General features: G+C 62.6%; 15 protein-coding genes. 9 read left to right on the top strand and 6 right to left on the bottom strand.

Annotation, left to right across the window (positions count from 1 at the left end):
• The first annotated feature begins 9 nt into the window (after nt 1-9).
• Complete coding sequence (locus tag HT585_RS23670; protein ID WP_176355252.1) at nt 10-450, top strand: DsrE family protein; 441 nt, start codon at nt 10-12, stop codon at nt 448-450.
• 282 nt (nt 451-732) lie between these two features.
• On the opposite strand, the gene HT585_RS23665 is transcribed toward HT585_RS23670, so the two are convergent.
• On the bottom strand, nt 733-2,235 hold the full coding sequence (locus HT585_RS23665) for a pyridoxal phosphate-dependent decarboxylase family protein (protein ID WP_246707878.1): 1,503 nt from the start codon (nt 2,233-2,235) through the stop codon (nt 733-735).
• A gap of 16 nt (nt 2,236-2,251) precedes the next feature.
• Entirely contained in the window at nt 2,252-3,340 is a 1,089-nt protein-coding gene (locus HT585_RS23660) for a PLP-dependent cysteine synthase family protein (protein ID WP_176355250.1), read from the bottom strand.
• A gap of 80 nt (nt 3,341-3,420) precedes the next feature.
• On the opposite strand from HT585_RS23660, the gene HT585_RS23655 reads away from it, so the two are divergent.
• Nucleotides 3,421-5,436: a transcriptional regulator gene (locus HT585_RS23655; protein WP_176355249.1), complete on the top strand. Its 2,016-nt coding sequence runs from the start codon at nt 3,421-3,423 to the stop codon at nt 5,434-5,436.
• 483 nt (nt 5,437-5,919) lie between these two features.
• Here HT585_RS23655 and HT585_RS23650 read toward each other — a convergent pair whose 3' ends face one another.
• Complete coding sequence (locus HT585_RS23650) at nt 5,920-6,750, bottom strand: alpha/beta hydrolase (RefSeq protein WP_176355248.1); 831 nt, start codon at nt 6,748-6,750, stop codon at nt 5,920-5,922.
• A gap of 315 nt (nt 6,751-7,065) precedes the next feature.
• On the opposite strand from HT585_RS23650, the gene HT585_RS23645 reads away from it, so the two are divergent.
• The 7 genes from HT585_RS23645 to HT585_RS23615 all read left to right on the top strand — a co-directional run bounded on the left by HT585_RS23645 (nt 7,066) and on the right by HT585_RS23615 (nt 14,124).
• Nucleotides 7,066-8,685, top strand: a complete 1,620-nt coding sequence (locus HT585_RS23645; RefSeq protein WP_176355247.1) for an AMP-binding protein — start codon at nt 7,066-7,068, stop codon at nt 8,683-8,685.
• A gap of 3 nt (nt 8,686-8,688) precedes the next feature.
• Entirely contained in the window at nt 8,689-9,525 is an 837-nt protein-coding gene (gene kynA, locus HT585_RS23640) for a tryptophan 2,3-dioxygenase (protein WP_176355246.1), read from the top strand.
• Nucleotides 9,526-9,565: 40 nt separating this feature from the next.
• Nucleotides 9,566-10,705: an ABC transporter substrate-binding protein gene (locus HT585_RS23635; protein ID WP_176355245.1), complete on the top strand. Its 1,140-nt coding sequence runs from the start codon at nt 9,566-9,568 to the stop codon at nt 10,703-10,705.
• 94 nt (nt 10,706-10,799) lie between these two features.
• Nucleotides 10,800-11,720: a branched-chain amino acid ABC transporter permease gene (locus tag HT585_RS23630; RefSeq protein ID WP_176355244.1), complete on the top strand. Its 921-nt coding sequence runs from the start codon at nt 10,800-10,802 to the stop codon at nt 11,718-11,720.
• A gap of 7 nt (nt 11,721-11,727) precedes the next feature.
• Nucleotides 11,728-12,699: a branched-chain amino acid ABC transporter permease gene (locus HT585_RS23625; protein ID WP_176355243.1), complete on the top strand. Its 972-nt coding sequence runs from the start codon at nt 11,728-11,730 to the stop codon at nt 12,697-12,699.
• Entirely contained in the window at nt 12,692-13,441 is a 750-nt protein-coding gene (locus tag HT585_RS23620) for an ABC transporter ATP-binding protein (protein ID WP_176355242.1), read from the top strand. Before HT585_RS23625 ends, HT585_RS23620 begins: the two co-directional genes overlap by 8 nt.
• Complete coding sequence (locus HT585_RS23615) at nt 13,438-14,124, top strand: ATP-binding cassette domain-containing protein (protein ID WP_176355241.1); 687 nt, start codon at nt 13,438-13,440, stop codon at nt 14,122-14,124. Before HT585_RS23620 ends, HT585_RS23615 begins: the two co-directional genes overlap by 4 nt.
• A gap of 10 nt (nt 14,125-14,134) precedes the next feature.
• On the opposite strand, the gene HT585_RS23610 is transcribed toward HT585_RS23615, so the two are convergent.
• The 3 genes from HT585_RS23610 to HT585_RS23600 all read right to left on the bottom strand — a co-directional run bounded on the left by HT585_RS23610 (nt 14,135) and on the right by HT585_RS23600 (nt 17,401).
• The gene (locus tag HT585_RS23610; RefSeq protein ID WP_176355240.1) at nt 14,135-15,103 is read right to left on the bottom strand and encodes a threonine ammonia-lyase; all 969 of its coding nucleotides are present in this window, start codon (nt 15,101-15,103) and stop codon (nt 14,135-14,137) included.
• Between the two features lie 112 nt (nt 15,104-15,215).
• On the bottom strand, nt 15,216-16,463 hold the full coding sequence (kynU, locus tag HT585_RS23605; RefSeq protein WP_176355239.1) for a kynureninase: 1,248 nt from the start codon (nt 16,461-16,463) through the stop codon (nt 15,216-15,218).
• A 14-nt stretch (nt 16,464-16,477) separates the two neighbouring features.
• Nucleotides 16,478-17,401, bottom strand: coding sequence for an ABC transporter permease (locus tag HT585_RS23600; protein WP_176355238.1), 924 nt, complete (start codon nt 17,399-17,401; stop codon nt 16,478-16,480).
• Nucleotides 17,402-17,406: the final 5 nt, after the last annotated feature.

The following is a 17,406-nucleotide window of genomic DNA, read 5'->3' as shown; positions in this document are numbered from 1 at the left end:
AACCACGCCATGTCAGACGCCAGTCACACAATCACTATCGATGTCCCGGTTGAACTGAAGTCTGTAAAATCCGTGCACAGCATCGGCTCGCTTCAGTTCGAAGGCGATCTGCCTGCCGCGATTTTCCACCTTCAACTCATTACCAACGACATAGCGAACTGGGGCGCTGACTCCGAGGTCATAGTGGTATTCCACACGAATGCGGGACACCTCACGCTGCATGACGAGGCGTACAACCACTCACGGAAGATCGCAGCGGGAAATCCCAACAAGAACCTGATAGCCGATTTGGTGAAGCGAGGTGTCAAGATAGAGCTCTGCGGGGCCACCGCAGAGGCCAACGGCTGGGGCAATGCGGACCTTCTTCCGAACGTGAAAATCAACACGGACGCCATGGCGCGAACCATCCAGCTTGTTCAAGAGGGATTCGTAAAAATCACGGAGGCGTAGTCGTGCTGGCCCCACGCCCGTAAAGCACCAACTGATGTTGAGCTGCAATCAGTCTGAAGCGAGATCCCTGGGCCGCCCGAAGAAGCTTGCCTGATGGCTTTCTGCGCCGAACGAGCGAAGAATGAATCGCTAAGAGAGGTTCGCCGCTTTCTCTCTCAGCGACGGCAGGTCGTGGGTGTCGAATGCGCCATCCCCGGCCGATTGCGTTCACGTAAATTCGCTCGCGCCACAGCGCAAGCAGACCCTGAGCAATCAGTCCAACGGCGTATTGGCAACGAGCGATCATGTCTGCGAAACCTCCCTGCCGAGATGCAACACCTCCGAGATGAGCAAGGTGAGGTCTTCCGGGCGGGTGCGATGGTTGCAGATAGCCGCGCGCAGGCAATGCTTCCCACGGATCGTTGTGTCGGAAAGGGCTGCCACACCGGTTTCCTGCAGGCGCAGCATGATCTCGACGTTGATCTCTTTTAGCCGCTCCTCGCTCAGACCTTCAGGCACATAGCGGAAGCATACGATGTTGATCTCAGGCTCCGCTATGAGTTCCAGCGGCGGATGCGAGCGCACGAGATTCGCGAGGAGAGCGGCCTGTGCGATGTTCTGGTCGATGAGCCGGCCGAACTTGGCAACACCGTGCTCCATCAGAGCCATCCAGACCTTGAGCGCCCCGAAGCCGCGACTTGTCTGAAAGCCGAATTCGTGGAGCCACTGACCTGAAGCAATGCCGCGCGGCATGCCCTGCAAAAACTCCGGCGACACAGCGAAGGTCTCCCGGTGCTTCGTCCGGTCGCGGACGAGTGCGCAACCGACTTCGAACGGGGCATGCAGCCACTTGTGCGGGTCAAGCGCGACGGAATCCGCTCGCTCGATGCCTTTCACGCGCCAGGCATTCTGCGGCGCGATCGAAATCAGCGCACCGATGCACCCGTCCACATGGAACCAGAGGTCTTCCTCGACGGCGATCTCCGCCAATGCGCTGAGATCGTCAACTGCGCCGGAATTGACCGTGCCAGCAGTGCCTATGACGCAGGCGGGCCTCATTCCTGCCGTGCGATCCTCGCCGATGGCGGCGCGAAGGGCTGCAACGTCGATCCGGTAGCGGGAATCGGTCCGGATCCGTCGCAGCGCCCTGTTGCCGAGGCCGAGCGTCTCAACCGCCTTGCGGTGACAGGAATGGACCTGGTCGGAGGCGTAGACGCGGAGGGGCTGATTGAGGGCTGCAACTCCTTCCTCTCGCAGATCGAGCCCCGCCTTGACGTTCCGGGCAACAGTCAGCCCGATAAGGTTGGCCACCGAACCACCACTCACCAGCGTACCGCTCGCCGTCTCGGGAAAGCCGATCATGTCGCGGAGCCATCCCACGACCTGCTGGTCAACGAGGGCGGCGGCATGGCTGCCGCCCCCGAGATTGGAACCTTGGATCGCGGCGAGAAAATCGCCGAGCGCACCAGTGAAGTTGCCGGAACCCATGTACCAGGACCAGAACCGCGGATGGATATTGCCCATCGGATAGGCAAGCACCGCATCCTTGACGAGCCTGTACACGTCCTCCACTGGCGTCGGCCGGTCGGGAACCGGTGCCCGAAACAGGGCGTCCACTGTCTCCGGCATCGGCCGCCAAACCGGACGCTCACGCACGCGGCCGACGTGGTCGACGGCATCGTCGACGATCCGATGGGCGAGCGCGGCGACAAACGACCAGTCCGGCGGGTCGAGGGTTTCCGGTCCGGCTAGGACTTCCGGCTGCGTGAGAGTTTCCGCACTCCGGTGCGGCGATCGCGCTTCCATCTCTCTCTCCCTCTCTCTACTCGGCTGCGAGCTGGAAGCCGGGCGTGGACCGCGACAGTTCCATCTCCTCGGCATCCATGTCCGAAGGGATCGTTTCGAACATTGGCGTCGACAGGTAACGCTCGCCGGTATCGGGCAACATGCAGAGGATCACCGAGCCCGCCGGTGCGCGCTCCGCGATCTGGCGCGCGACGCCGAAGGTCGCGCCGCCCGAAACGCCGGTGAAGATGCCCTCCTTTTGTGCAAGCGCCTTCGCCCATTCCATCGCCTTCGGACCGGCAATCGGGACGAGTTCGTCGTAATAGCGGTTGTCGATCGCCTCCTGCAGGACATCCGGTATGAAATCTGGGGTCCAGCCTTGGATCGGGTGCGGCTCGAAGGCGGGATGGCTCGCGGCCGGTGCACCATCCGTGCCGCGCTGCTGCACTTGGCCGCTGCCGAGCAATTGCGCGTTGGCGGGCTCGGCAAGGACGATCTTCGTCTCTGGCCGCTGGCGGCGCAGTACGCGGGACACGCCGACGAGCGTGCCGCCGGTACCGTAGCCGGTGACGAAGTAATCGAGACGGGAGTTGGCAAAGTCGTTGACGATCTCCTGGCCGGTCGTCGCCTCATGGATCGCGGCGTTGGCCGTGGTCTCGAACTGTCGGGCGAGGAACCATCCGTTTTTCTCGGCAAGTTCGGCTGCCTTGCGATACATGCCGAGGCCTTTTTCCGCGCGCGGTGTCAGCACGACCTTGGCGCCCAGGATGCGCATCAGCCGGCGGCGCTCGACGGAGAAACTATCGGCCATTGTAACGACGAGCGGATAGCCCTTTTGCGCGCAGACCATCGCAAGCCCGATGCCGGTGTTGCCGCTGGTTGCCTCGACCACGGTCTGACCGGGCTTCAGCTTGCCGCTGCGCTCGGCTTCCTCGATTATCGCTATGGCGAGCCTGTCCTTGACAGACGAAGCCGGATTGAAGAACTCCGCCTTGACATAGATCGTCGCTTTGCCGGCCCCGAGATTGTTGACGCGGATTGCCGGCGTGTCGCCGATCGTGTCCAGCACGCTGTCGAAAAGCCGCCCGCGGCCGCTCGTAGTTCTTTGTCCTGAATTGGTGGGCATGGAAACCTCTCACACTTCCGGATGCTTGGTTGCGCCATGGATGCTAAAGTGCCCGCGTGGGAGCTCGCGTGGGAGTGCGCATGGAAACGGATGGTCCAAGCGTGGTTTTTTCGGCGCAGGAGCTGGAACTACGGCTCCTCGGACCGATGACGCTCATGCGCCACGGCGTGGCCGTGACCTTGCCGCCGTCGCGCAAGGTCCGCGCGCTGCTCGCCTATCTGGCACTCGCGCCCGGTTCCGTTCCGCGCGAGCGGCTCTGTGATCTACTCTGGGAACTCCCGAATGACCCGCGCGGTGAATTGCGCTGGAGCCTGAGCAAGCTCCGCTTGCTCATGGACACGGACGGCCGCAGGCGCGTGATCGCCGCCGATGACCGGATTTCGCTCGACCTGGATGGCTGTGACGTTGACGCGCGACATCTCATGGAGAAAAGGCGCCGTGGCGTTGAAAACCTCGATCTCGCGGCGTTGCGAACGATCGCCGAGCGATGCAGCGTCGATCTCCTCGAAGGAGCCGACATCGACAGTTGCCCCGCGTTCAACCACTGGCTGACATCGCGCAGGAGCGAATTTCGTCTTTATGGGCTGGAGGCCGCAGCGGAAATAGTCAAGAAGACACCCGTCGGCGGCGAGGATGGCTTGCCGGCGGCCCGGCAATGGCTCCACTTCGCGCCACTCGACGCAGAGGCGAATGTTCGTTTCCTGGAGGAGCTGTGCCAAAAGCGGATGACCGATGCCTGCAACCGACATCTTGAGGCCGCGGCGCGCCTCTTTGCCGACGAGGGCGAGGATTTTGCGCCGATCCGTGAGGCATGGGAGCACCTCAGGCGCTTAGCCCGGCAACCGGCCGTTACGATCGTTTCTGAAGGCGTTGGGGCACTTGCCAAGCCGGTCCAAGTGACGGCCGCGCGCCGCGCCTCCATCGCTGTTATGCCGTTCTGCGAACTTGCTGCAGAGCCGGCGGAGCGACACGGTCTCGGGGGCGCGATAACGCATGACGTCATCAGCAAACTGGCACGCTTGCGCAGCCTCTTCGTCATTGCCCGTGGCTCCGTGTTTGCGATCGCCGGCGAGGGGCTGGAGTTGCAGGAAATCGGCCGCCGGCTCGGCGTCGACTATATCGCGACCGGCTTCCTGGAGCAGCATGACCACCTCGTCGGAGTGACCGTTGAAGTCGCCGAGGCGGCGACCGCTCATATCGTCTGGACGGAACGGTTCGAGGCCCGCTCCGCCGAGCGCTTCACGCTCCTCGAAGAGGTCGGTAACAGCATCGTCCAGTCGATCGCCGCCGAAATCGAGAACGAGGAGCGCAACCGAGCCATCCTGAAGCATCCCGATTCGCTCGACGCCTGGGAGGCATATCACCGCGGCCTCTGGCACATGTTTCGCTTCACGGCCGAGGAAAACGCGCGTGCGACCGAATTCTTCCGCCTGTCGACCCGCCTTGATCCGACATTCTCGCGGGCGCACGCGGGGCTCTCCTTCACCCACTGGCAAAGGGCATTCCAGCGCTGGGGCGACCGCGATGCCGAGGCTAAGGAGGCGCTGAAGGCGGCCGGGCAGAGCCTGTTGGTCGACGACCAGAATCCCGCTGCGCATTGGTCGATGGGCCGCGCCCTATGGCTGACGGGCGACCACGACCAGGCGGTGCGCGAATTGGAGCACTCCATCCATCTGAGCCCCAACTTTGCCCTCGGTCACTATGCGCTCGCCTTCGTACACTCGCAGTCCGGAGACCCCCAAGCTGCGATCGCCGCATCCGATCATTCGCGGCTCTTGAGCCCCTACGATCCCCTGCTTTTCGGCATGCTCGGCACCCGGGCAATCGCACTCATCCGCCTGGACGCCTTCGAGGAAGCCGCAGAATGGGCCGTCAAGGCGGCGGCCCGCCCGAATGCGCATGTCCACATCCTGGCGATTGCCGCCCATTGTCTCGCATTATCCGGGCGTATCGGTGAAGCTCGCAACTATGCTGCCCGCATCCGTCTCCAGAACCCGGATTACCGAACGGATAACTTCCTCGACGCGTTCCATTTCACGCCCGACGTCATCGCCCGATATCGCGAAGCGGCGGTCTTGATCGGATTGGCGACCTGAGTCATCGCACAGAATGGGTCAAAGTTGGCGAAGGGATGGTTGAGTGTCCGCGCCCGGAATTGTTCAGATAATTCGCATCCAGTGCGCCTGTTTGCTTTGCACGGTGAGATGGCGGCAGGAAACCATCGATACAGACGTTCCGCTGAGTGCGAGAAACTATGCGACTATCGTCCCCTCGCCTTGAGAGGACCGACCGACGTTTGCGAGATCGGTTGTCTTGAGGAACGAATCCGATCCCATTTCCCTCGGCCGGACAGAAGTGGAAACGACGCGGCCCACCCACCCGCGTAGGATGGGTATCAGTGGTCAGAACAGCCTCGCGGAGAAGAACGACGAGGACCGAGAACTGTTCGGCCCACAACCGCGTTCCAGCGTTTCGGGCCCTTTCCCTGGGATGCCAATCGACCCTTTTGCCGCATCGTGACCTCTATGCCCGGTTTGCCGGGCGTCGGAGTTGGCTCTTTAGGCAACGTTCACGGCTTTTCACGCCGAAAGCAGAGCCCGAGTCATCGGATGTCTGGCGTCGGCAAGGCCATCGATGACGTTGAAGTGATGCCTGTCGGGCTCCACGACGCTCGCCGTTGTTGCGCCCAGTCCCGTCCAGATATTGGCAAGCAACGCGTTCTGGCGAAGGAATTCCGAGCGCTCGCCGCCACCGACCCAGCAAGTGATGCGGGCATTGGGCATGGGTCGCAGCAATGCCGGGCTCTGCGAAAGCGCCTCGGCCTCGTCGATCGCCAGCCTCTCGTTCATTGCCGTCGACATGATCGGGCGCAGGTCATGAACGCCGGAGATCGAGACGACGTTGCGGATCCGCCCCTGGGTGTGCGGCGAGAGCGGAGCAGTTGCCGTGATCATCCGGCTGACAAGATGGCCGCCTGCCGAGTGACCGGCCAGCATCAACGGACCCTCGACGAATATCGAAGCCTCGCAGACTGCCGCGGCTATCTCCTCGACGATCCCCCCAATTCGGATCTCCGGGCAGAGTGTATAGGACGGCATGGCAACGGCATAACCGCTGGCGATGGTACCGCTGGCCAGATGCGACCAAAAGCTCTTGTCGAGCTGCAACCAGAACCCTCCGTGCACGAAGACGACCAAACCCTTGGTCGGGCCATCGGGGAAGAACAGGTCCATGCGGTTCCTGGGGCGCTCGCCATAGGCAAGGTCAAGTTTCGCAAGTCCCGACGCCGAGCGCGCGTTGCGGAATGCCTCGGACGGCCCAACCCACGCGTCCGGCCACCGGTCGCCGCGTGCGATGTTCGCACCGTTGGCGTAGGCATCGTTCCAGTCCGAAACGTAATGCTCCAACATCGACAAAATCCTCCCGTTCATGTCTCCCCGAGCATAGAAATCACCCGCCTCATCAACAAACGCAATGGCGAGATTCGAAAAAACTTTAGGCTTGAAATAATTTTAGACTGGTGCGATGCTGCCCCATGTTCAGCCGAGAAGTGGAGGTCTCGCTGTGCCCATCACGAACAATTGGAACCGTCGCAGCGGCGGCGCGGCCCATCGGCAACGATGCGGCGATGCTTGCGCCCTGTTCGCACGACCGCACGAACTTTAAGCCGGCTTTGAAAAATGCCTGAGCAACAGGCAGGAACTGAACAAGGGAACAGCCGCCACATGCTTGGACCGACCTCGCACGTCGATACGTTCACACGCGATCATCTGCCACCATCGGAAGAGTGGCCGGAATTCCTTCTCGAAGGATTCGAATATCCGGATCATCTCAACGCTGCCGTCGAACTGACGGACGCCGTCGTTGCAAGGGGTTTTGGCGACCATACCGCGCTGATCGGCAACGGGCGCCGCCGGACCTACAAGGAATTGTCAGACTGGACGAACCGGCTGGCGCATGCGCTGGTCGAGAACTACGGCGTCAGGCCCGGCAATCGCGTGCTGATCCGGTCCGCCAACAATCCGGCCATGGTCGCCTGCTGGCTGGCTGCCACCAAGGCCGGCGCCGTCGTCGTCAACACCATGCCGATGCTCAGGGCCGGCGAATTGACGAAGATCGTCGACAAGGCAGAGGTCAGTCTGGCGCTATGCGACACGCGTCTGATGGACGACATGATCGCCTGCGCGAAAGACAGCCGTTACCTAAAGCAGGTCATTGGCTTCGACGGCACCGCCAACCACGATGCCGAACTCGACCGGGTCGCGCTCGACAAGCCGGTCGTCTTCGAGGCCGTCAACACGGGCCGGGATGACGTGGCGCTGCTCGGCTTCACCTCCGGAACGACCGGGATCCCGAAGGCGACGATGCATTTCCACCGCGACCTGATGATGATCGCCGACGGCTATGGCAAAGAGGTTCTGGAGGTCACGCCCGACGACGTCTTCGTCGGCTCGCCGCCGCTCGCCTTCACCTTCGGTCTCGGTGGCCTTGCCATCTTCCCCTTGCGTTTCGGGGCGGCGGCAACGCTGCTCGAGCACGCGACTCCGGCCAACATGGTGGAGATCATCGAGAAATACAGGGCTACGATCTCGTTCACCGCGCCAACCGCCTATCGTGCCATGATGAAGGCGATGGACAATGGCGCCGATCTTTCATCCCTGCGGGTCGCGATCTCGGCCGGTGAAACGCTGCCCGGCCCCGTCTTCGATGAATGGACGGCAAAGACGGGCAAGCCGATCCTCGACGGGATCGGCGCGACCGAAATGTTGCACATCTTCATTTCCAACCGTTTCGAGGATCGCAAGGCCGCCTCGACAGGCAAGCCCGTCGGTGGTTACGAAGCGCGGATCGTCGACGACGAAATGCGCGAGGTTCCCCGTGGCACGATTGGCAGGCTTGCCGTGCGCGGCCCAACCGGCTGCCGCTACATGTCGGACGCCCGCCAGCGCGACTATGTCCGCGACGGCTGGAACCTGACGGGTGACGCCTTCTACCAGGACGAAGACGGCTTCTTCCATTTCGCCGCCCGCTCAGACGACATGATCATCACCGCCGGCTACAACATCGCCGGCCCGGAGGTCGAAGCGGCCTTGATCTCTCATCCCGCAGTCGCCGAATGCGCTGTCGTCGGTGCGCCCGACGCCGAGCGTGGCCAGATCGTCGAGGCTTATGTCGTGCTTTCTGCTGGGGTATCGGCAAATGACGCGATGATCAAATGCCTGCAGGACCACGTGAAGGCGACAATTGCGCCCTACAAGTATCCCCGATCGGTCAAATTCCTGGAAAGCTTGCCGAAAACAGCTACGGGCAAGATCCAGCGGTTCCGATTGCGGTCGGAGACCTAAAACATGAGCAATTCATACGACCCTTCGAAAGAAGGCGCCCAGATGTCGTTCAAGGGACGCATGTCCTACAGCGACTACCTGATGCTGGAAAAAGTCCTCGACGCACAGGAGCCGCTGTCGAAGGCGCATGACGAGATGCTGTTCATCATCCAGCACCAGACGTCGGAGCTTTGGATGAAGCTCGCGTTGCACGAGATCAATGCGGCTGTCCGCTCGATCCGGCAAGACCGGCTGGAGCCGGCCTTCAAGATGCTGACGCGCGTTGCCCGCATCTTCGAACAGTTGAACAGCGCCTGGGACGTGCTCCGCACGATGACCCCCAGCGAATACACGCAATTCCGCGAATCCCTCGGGCAATCCTCGGGCTTCCAGTCGTGGCAATACCGGGCAATCGAGTTTCTCGCCGGCAATCGCAACGTCGCCATGCTCGGCCCGCACGCTCATCGACCTGACATAATGGAGAAGCTGAAGACGATCCTTGCCGCACCATCGCTCTATGACGAGGCGATCCGGCTCTTGTCCCGCAAGGGGTTTGACGTCGGAGAGGAAGCGAACAGGACCGATTGGAGCGAGACGCGCGCTGATAGCGACAAGGTCTTTGCGGCCTGGCAAATCGTCTACCGCGATCCGGAGCGCTACTGGATGCTCTATGAGCTGGCCGAGAAGCTTGTTGATTTTGAAGACTATTTCCGCCGTTGGCGTTTCAACCATGTGACCACGGTCGAGCGCATCATCGGCATGAAACGCGGAACCGGGGGGACATCCGGCGCGTCCTATCTTAGAAAGATGCTCGAAGTCGAACTCTTCCCCGAGCTCTGGCATGTGCGCACCGGTCTCTGATAGAACACAATCTAAAAGGGAATCTACAAGGAGGAAAAGCATGAACCGCATTCTGGCAGCGAGCGTTTTTGGCCTTTCGCTTGCAACATCGAGCCTTGCCTACGCCGAGCCGGTCAAAATCGGCGTCATCACCACGCTTTCGGGCGGCGGCGCCGGTCTCGGCATCGACATGCGCGACGCCTTCACGCTGGCGATGAAGCAATCGGGCAACAAGGACGTGGAGCTGGTGATCGAGGACGACGCCCAGAAGCCGGAACTTGCGGTGCAGATCGCCGAGAAGATGATCCAGGGCGACAAGGTCGACCTGATGACCGGGATCATCTGGTCGAACCTCGCCATGGCTGTCGTTCCGAACACGGTCGCGCAGGACGTGATCTATCTTTCGCCCAATGCCGGACCTTCGGCGCTTGCGGGCGCGAACTGCAACCCAAACTATTTCAACGTCGCCTATCAGAACGACAATTTCCACGAGGCGATGGGGCAATACGCCAACAAGGACTACAAGAACGCCTTTATCCTCGCGCCGAACTATCCGGCCGGAAAAGATGCGCTGACCGGCTTCAAGCGCTACTACAAGGGCGCGCTGGCCGGCGAGATCTACACGCAGGTCGGCCAGACCGACTATGCCGCCGAAATCGCCCAGATCCGCGCGTCGGGTGCCGATAGCGTCTATTTCTTCCTGCCCGGCGGCATGGGCATCGCCTTCATGAAGCAATATGCCCAGTCGGGCGTCGGCATTCCGGTCACAGGCCCCGGTTTCTCCTTCAGCCAGGACGTTCTACCGGCGATCGGCGATGCGGCGATCGGCGTCAAGAACTCCGCGACCTGGTCCAAGGATCTCGACAACGAGGCCAACAAGAAGTTCGTCGACGCTTTCAAGGCCGAGTACAAGCGCCTGCCGTCGATCTATGCAGCACAGAGCTGGGATACGGCAAACCTGATCCTGGCTGCCCTGTCGAAGGCTGATGTCAAGGACAAGGACGCTTTCCGCGCGGCCCTCAAGGCGGCGGACTTCAAGTCCGTTCGCGGCGAGTTCGCCTTCAACAACAACAACCACCCGATCCAGAATGTCTATATCCGCGAGGTGGTGAAAGAAGATGATGGCGTGCTGACCAACAAGATCATCGCGACCGCCTTCGAGCATCACAAGGACGCCTACGCCGAGAAGTGCGCGATGTAACCGCGCGTGCCTTTTGTCTGCCGGGTGCTCGGTTTGAAAGCCGGCATCCGGTCGATAGGCCTCGCCATCCCGACATGAAGCTTGGACCGTCCTCTTGTTCACAACACTCCTGATCGAACAACTGCTCAACGGGCTTCAGCTCGGCGTCATGCTGTTTCTGATGGCCGCGGGCCTGACGCTGATCTTCGGCGTCATGGGCCTGATCAATCTCGCCCATGGCTCGCTCTACATGATCGGCGCCTTTGCCTGCGCCACGGTCGCTGCCGCGACCGGCTCGTTCTGGATCGGGCTGATCGCCAGCCTGGCGGCTGCCGCCGGCGTCGGAGCGATCATCGAGGTTGCCGTCATTCGCAGACTCTACGACCGCGACCATCTCGACCAGGTCCTCGCAACCTTCGCGCTGATCCTCATCCTTTCTGAAGGCGCACGCTGGCTCTTCGGCTCTTTCCCGCTCTATCTCGACATACCGCCCCAACTTCAAGGCGCGGTGGCCTTGCCGGGCGGCGGCCAATACCAGCTCTATCGGCTGGCGATCATCGGCGTCGGTGTCGTCGTGGCCGCAGGCCTCTATCTGTTGATTTCCAGGACCCGACTCGGCATGCGCATTCGCGCCGGTGAGTCCGATCGCGAAATGATCGGGGCGCTCGGTGTCGACATAGGCACGCTTTATACGGTCGTCTTTGCGCTCGGCGCAGCACTAGCGGGCCTTGCCGGCGCTCTGGTCGGCGCCCTGCAGTCGGTTCAGGTCGGGATGGGCGAGCCGGTTCTCATCCTCGCCTTCGTCGTCATCGTCATCGGAGGCATCGGCTCCATAAAGGGCGCCCTCGTCGGCGCGGTCATTGTCGGCGTCGTCGACACCATGGGGCGCTTCCTGCTTCCATCCCTGCTCGCATTGACCATGCCCGCGTCGCAGGCGACCACCATCGGTGCGGCACTCGCCTCGATGCTGATCTATGTCGTGATGGCCCTCATCCTTGCCTTCCGGCCGAGCGGCCTGTTTTCGGCGCATTCGTGAGATGCCCATGAGCCGCGAGACCACGGTCAATCTCCTCCTCGCCCTTCTGCTTCTCGGCGCGCCGCTTGTCGCCGCCGGCATGGGCGAACCCTTTTACGTGACGCTTGCGACCCGTGTCGTCGTGCTCGCGCTCGCCGCCGTCGGCCTCAATTTGGCACTCGGGCTTGGCGGGCTCCTGTCCTTCGGACACGCTGCCTTCTTCGGCCTCGGCGGCTATGTCGCCGGCATTCTGGCGACCCACGCCTTCAATGCCGAACCGCTGTTTGCCGATATTCCCGGCACGACTTCGATGCCGCTCATCTGGATGACGGCGGTGGCGGTCGCCGGCCTCGTCGCACTGCCGATCGGAGCGATCAGCCTGCGCACGTCAGGTGTCTATTTCATCATGATCACGCTCGCCTTCGCGCAGATGATCTACTACTTCGCCATCTCCTGGCCTGCCTATGGTGGCGAGGACGGCCTGTCGCTGTCGATGCGCAACGCCTTTCCCGGTGTCAACACCGCCAAGCCCCTGCCCTATTTCCTCATCTGCTACGCGGCCCTCATGGGCGCGCTTCTTCTGTTTCGCATAATCGAGGGCTCACGCTTCGGCAGCGCATTGCAGGCGGCGCGGCAGAACGGAACGCGCCTTGCCGCCGTTGGCATCGCGCCCTTCAGTATTCGCCTCGTCGCCTTCGCCGCCTCCGCCATGATCACCGGCTTTGCCGGCGCGCTCTATGCCGACCTCAATCGCTTCGTCGGCCCGTCGATGCTGTCCTGGCACATGTCGGGCGAACTGATCGTGCTCATCATCCTCGGCGGCAAGGGTCGGCTGTTCGGGCCGGTCGCCGGCGCCATGATCTTCGTGTTCTTCGAATACGTGCTCGGCGGCATCACCGAGCGTTGGCAATTCTTCCTTGGCCTCATCCTGCTCGGCATCGTGCTCTTTGCGCGCGGCGGATTGCTCGGCCTGCTCTGCGGAAAGCCGCGTCATGTCTGAGCCAGTCCTCGAAATCCACGATCTCAGAAAATCCTTCGGCGCCCTGAAGGCGACCGATGGGGTCAGTCTCGAGCTTCGGCCGGGACAGATCCATGCACTGATCGGCCCGAATGGCGCCGGAAAGAGCACCCTCATCCACCAGATCGCCGGCTCGCTCAAAGCCGACAGCGGCACGATCCGGTTTCTCGGTCGCGATATCGGCGGGCTGGACATGGCCGCCCGTGCCCGGCTCGGCCTTGCCCGCAGCTTCCAGATTTCCTCTCTCGCGCAGGAATTCTCGGCCCTGCGCAATGTGATGCTGGCGGTGCAGGCAAGGCAAGGCAGCAGCTTCCGCTTCTTCCGCCAGGTTACCGACGACAAGACCCTGACCGAACCGGCGATGGCGATGCTGGAGCGGGTTGGGCTTGCAACCCGTGCCCACGTGCCGGCAGCGGAACTGTCGCACGGCGAACGCCGGCAGCTGGAGATCGCCATAGCGCTGGCGCTTTCGCCAAGGGCTTTTCTGTTCGACGAACCGATGGCCGGCATGGGACCGGAGGGTTCCAAGCGGCTGACGTCCTTCCTCGACGAGTTGCGCCACCAAGCGCCAATGCTGCTCGTCGAACACGACATGGATGCGGTCTTTGCGCTGGCGGACCGGGTATCCGTGCTCGTCTACGGCCGCATTATCGCGAGCGGCACCGTCGATGAAATCCGCAGCGATCCCGACGTTCGCCGGGCCTATCTTGGAGAAACCGCGTGAGCCTGCTCGCACTGAAAGGCCTCGAGACCTTCTACGGCGCTTCCCAGGCGCTCTTCGGCGTCGACCTCGATGTGCGGGAGGGCGAAGTTGTCGCCCTCATGGGCCGCAACGGCATGGGCAAGACCACGACGATCAACTCGATCCTCGGCCTCGTGCGCCCGCGCTCGGGCGCTATCACCTTCGCCGGCAAGTCGATCTTCGGACTGCGATCGCATCGCATTGCCAGGCTCGGTCTTGGGCTTGTGCCCGAGGGACGGCGCTGCTTTCCCAATCTCACCGTCATGGAAAATCTCGTTGCCACCGCTCGCGGGACGGAGTGGACCTTGGAGAAGGTCGTCGCACTTTTCCCAAGACTCGGCGAGCGCCGCGACCAATACGCCAACACGCTCTCGGGCGGCGAACAGCAGATGCTTGCGATCGGCAGGGCGCTGATGACCAATCCCAGACTACTCATTCTCGACGAGGCAACCGAGGGGCTTGCGCCGGTTATCCGGCAGGACATCTGGTCTGCAATCCGCACGCTCAAGGCGGCGGGCCAATCGATCCTCGTCGTCGACAAGACGCTTTCCGAACTGCTGCCCGTCGCCGACCGCTGCTTCGTGCTGGAAAAGGGCGTCACCGTGTTCACGGGATCACCGGCAACGTTGACGCCGGCACTTCAGGACCGCTATCTCGGGATCTGAGTTCGTCGGTTCAGGCCGCGGGAATGCCGCCGGCAAGGACGGTCGAATAGGCTGCAGCGTCAATGTTGCCGCCCGAGATCACGCAGACAATGTTTCCTTTGAGATCCGGTCGCGAGATCGCGGCGGCGAGCGACGCAGCCCCCGCACCTTCGGCGACGATCTTCGCTTTCCTGAACAGCAGCCGCATCGCGTCGGTCACCTGGGCCGGGCTGATCGCGATGGCGCCGTCGATCAGTTCGCGTGCAACCGGCCAAAGCTGCGGTACCAAAGAGGGAGCCCCGATGCTCTTGATGAACGACGGTCTGGTCTCGATGGTCACGATCCGCCCGGCCTCCAGGGCCGCGCATACCGGGGCGGCGCTGTCGTCTTCGACCGCAAAAACGCGGCAACGGTCGGACGTGGCTTTCACGGCGCTGGCGACCCCCGTCGTCATGCTGCCGCCGCCATAAGGCGTGAACACCACATTGACCTCAGGCAGATCCTCGAGGATTTCCATGCCGATGGAGCCGTTTCCGGCCAGCACCGCCTGATTGGTCACCGGATTGATCAGCAATTCCGGCGCATCGGGCCGGTCCGCACCAACAATATAGTCCCACCAGGTCTCCGCGCTCACGAAGCGTACCTCGCCACCAAGGTCCCGCACACCGTCGATTTTGGTCTGCGGCGCGCCGCGATACATGTAGGCGACCATCGGCACGCCGATCAGGCGCGCGGCCCAGGCCATGCCGTAGGCCATGTTGTCGGAGCTTGTGACCGCCACGCCATTGCGCAAAGCCGTGGGATCACGCGAAAGCACGGCGTTCAATGCCGGGCGCAGTTTGAAGGCGCCGATCGGAGAGAGGGTCTCCAGCTTCAGGAAAATCTGCCGGTCCGCAAGCCCGAGGTCGAGCCGGACCAAGGGCGTGCGCGGGACGTGGGGAGCAATGCACTCGCGAGCCTCAACGATTTCGGCGGGCGTCGGGCGGTGTGGCGCGATCATTGTGAACGTCCCCTGTTACGGCTGCCCGACGCTCAGTCACGCCGAGTGAGACTTATGATCCGACTTGAGACTGCAGGAAGCAGACCGCCCGCAGTCTCAGAAAATATGGAGATCAGGTCACGGCGGCGCGAACGGCAAAACGCGCATCCTGCCACGAACCGGTGCGTAGGATCTCTTCAAGAATGGCCACCGCCTGCCAGACGTCGGCATAGCTGACGTAGAGCGGTGTGAAGCCGAACCGCATCGTGGTGGGTGCGCGGAAATCGCCAATGACTCCGCGCGCAATCAGCGCCTGCATGATCTCATAGCTGTTCGGATGGCTGAACGAGACCTGGCTTCCGCGCTTGGTCCCGTCGCGCGGGCTTTCGAGCTCGAGGCCGTGAGCGCCGCATTTTTCTTCGACAAGCGTGATGAAGAGATCCGTCAGCCGGATGCTCTTTTCGCGGAGCTGCGCCATGTCGACCGTGTCCCAGACGTCGAGTGCGCCCTTGAGCGCCCGCAGCGACAGGATCGGCTGTGTGCCGCAAAGAAAGCGGCGGACCCCCTCGCCGGCGGCGTAGTTCTTCTCGAAGGCGAAGGGACGAGCATGCCCCCACCAGCCGCTGAGCGGCTGACGGATATCGCTGTGGTGGCGCGTCGCGGCATAGATGAAAGCAGGAGCCCCAGGCCCGCCGTTCAGGTACTTGTAGGTGCAGCCGACGGCGAAATCGACATCGGCGCCGTCGAGATCGACCGGCAGGGCGCCGGCCGTATGGCAGAGATCCCAGATGACCAGCGCGCCGTGCTCATGCGCCTTGCGCGTCAGCGCCGCCATGTCGCGGAGTTCGCCGGACTTGTAGTTGACGTGGTTGACCAGAACCACGGCCACGTCACTGTTGATCAGGTCCTCGATCTCGGGCGCATCGACCCCTTCGAGGCGCAACGAGGCGCCGGGGCGCGTCGAAACCACGCCCTCGGCCATGTAGAGATCGGTCGGGAAGCTGCCACCTTCGCTGACGATCATGGAACGATCCGGTCGGAGCGCCATGGCGGCATGCAGGGTCTTGTAGATATTGATCGACGTGGTGTCGCAAACGACGGTCTGGCCGGCGGCAGCCCCGATCAGCCGCCCGACACGGTCGCCGAGCGCGAGCGGCATGTCGAACCACCCGGCCGTGTTCCAGCTGCGAATGAGATCCTGCCCCCATTCCTCGGTTGCCGCCTTTCGGAGTTCGTCGAAGGCCGCGGTCGAGGCAACACCGAGCGAGTTGCCATCGAGATAGATGAGGCCCGGCGGCAGGATGAAGCGGTCGCGCATCGGGCGCAGCACGTCGGCCGCATCCATAGCCTCGATCGCTGCAAGATCAGGTACAGCACTCATGAAACGGTCCTCGTTTATTCGCGTACGGTTTCGCGGGCGGGTGCCGGCCCACGGCCTCGCTTGAGGCTCGGAAGAGCCAGCATGGCCAGAACGAACAGGCCCGTCGCAAGCTTCAGATCCGGCGGCGGCATGCCGGCAGCCAGGCAGAGGGAGACGAGCTGATAGTAGACGACCGCACCGACGAACGGAGCGGCGAGCTGGCGCAGCACGCTTTGTTTACCGACAATCGCTTCACCGATCATCAGCGCAGCCAGCCCGTTGATCAGGATGCCGAGCCCCATATTGACGTCGGCAAAGCCTTGCGACTGCACCATCAGTGCGCCGCCGGCCGCCGAGAATGCGCCAGCAAGCCCGACGCCGCCAATGGTCGCCATCCAGACATTGATGCCCTGGGCTTCCGCCATATCCGGGTTCGCGCCGACGGCGCGGACAGCCGTGCCCTTTTCCGTCCGGAAGAAATGATAGAGCAGGACGAAGACGACGAGCGCGATGAGGCCTGCCACGGCGATTTTGCTTGCCGGGAAACCCGGTTGCAACCCCGGCACCCAGTCAAAGACCGTCGGCGCTCCGAAGACCGAGATGTTCGAGCGGCCCATGATGCGCAGGTTGATCGAATAGAGCATCGTCATCATCAAGATGCCGGCGAGCAGCGTGTGGATCCGGAAGCGCAGGTGAATGAACGCGGTGCAGCAGCCGGCAACGAAGCCCGCCACCAAGGCAATGGCAATCGCCGCCAATGGCGACATGCCGGCCGCCATGAGTACGCCGCAGACGCAGCCGCCGAGCGGGAACGCGCCTTCGCTGGTCAGATCCGGGAAGCTCAGCATGCGAAACGGGATCATGATCCCCATCACCACGAAGGCGAGGATCAGGCTTTGCGCCAGCGTGACGGGAACGAGCGAGACGAAGCTCGAGATGATGTTTTGAATGATATCCATGATCG

The sequence above is a fragment of the Ensifer oleiphilus genome (genome assembly GCF_013371465.1).
In the GTDB taxonomy this organism is placed as follows: Bacteria; Pseudomonadota; Alphaproteobacteria; order Rhizobiales; family Rhizobiaceae; genus Ensifer; species Ensifer oleiphilus.
Note: the sequence above shows the minus strand (reverse complement) of the source record. Positions and strands in the feature narration are given on the sequence as shown.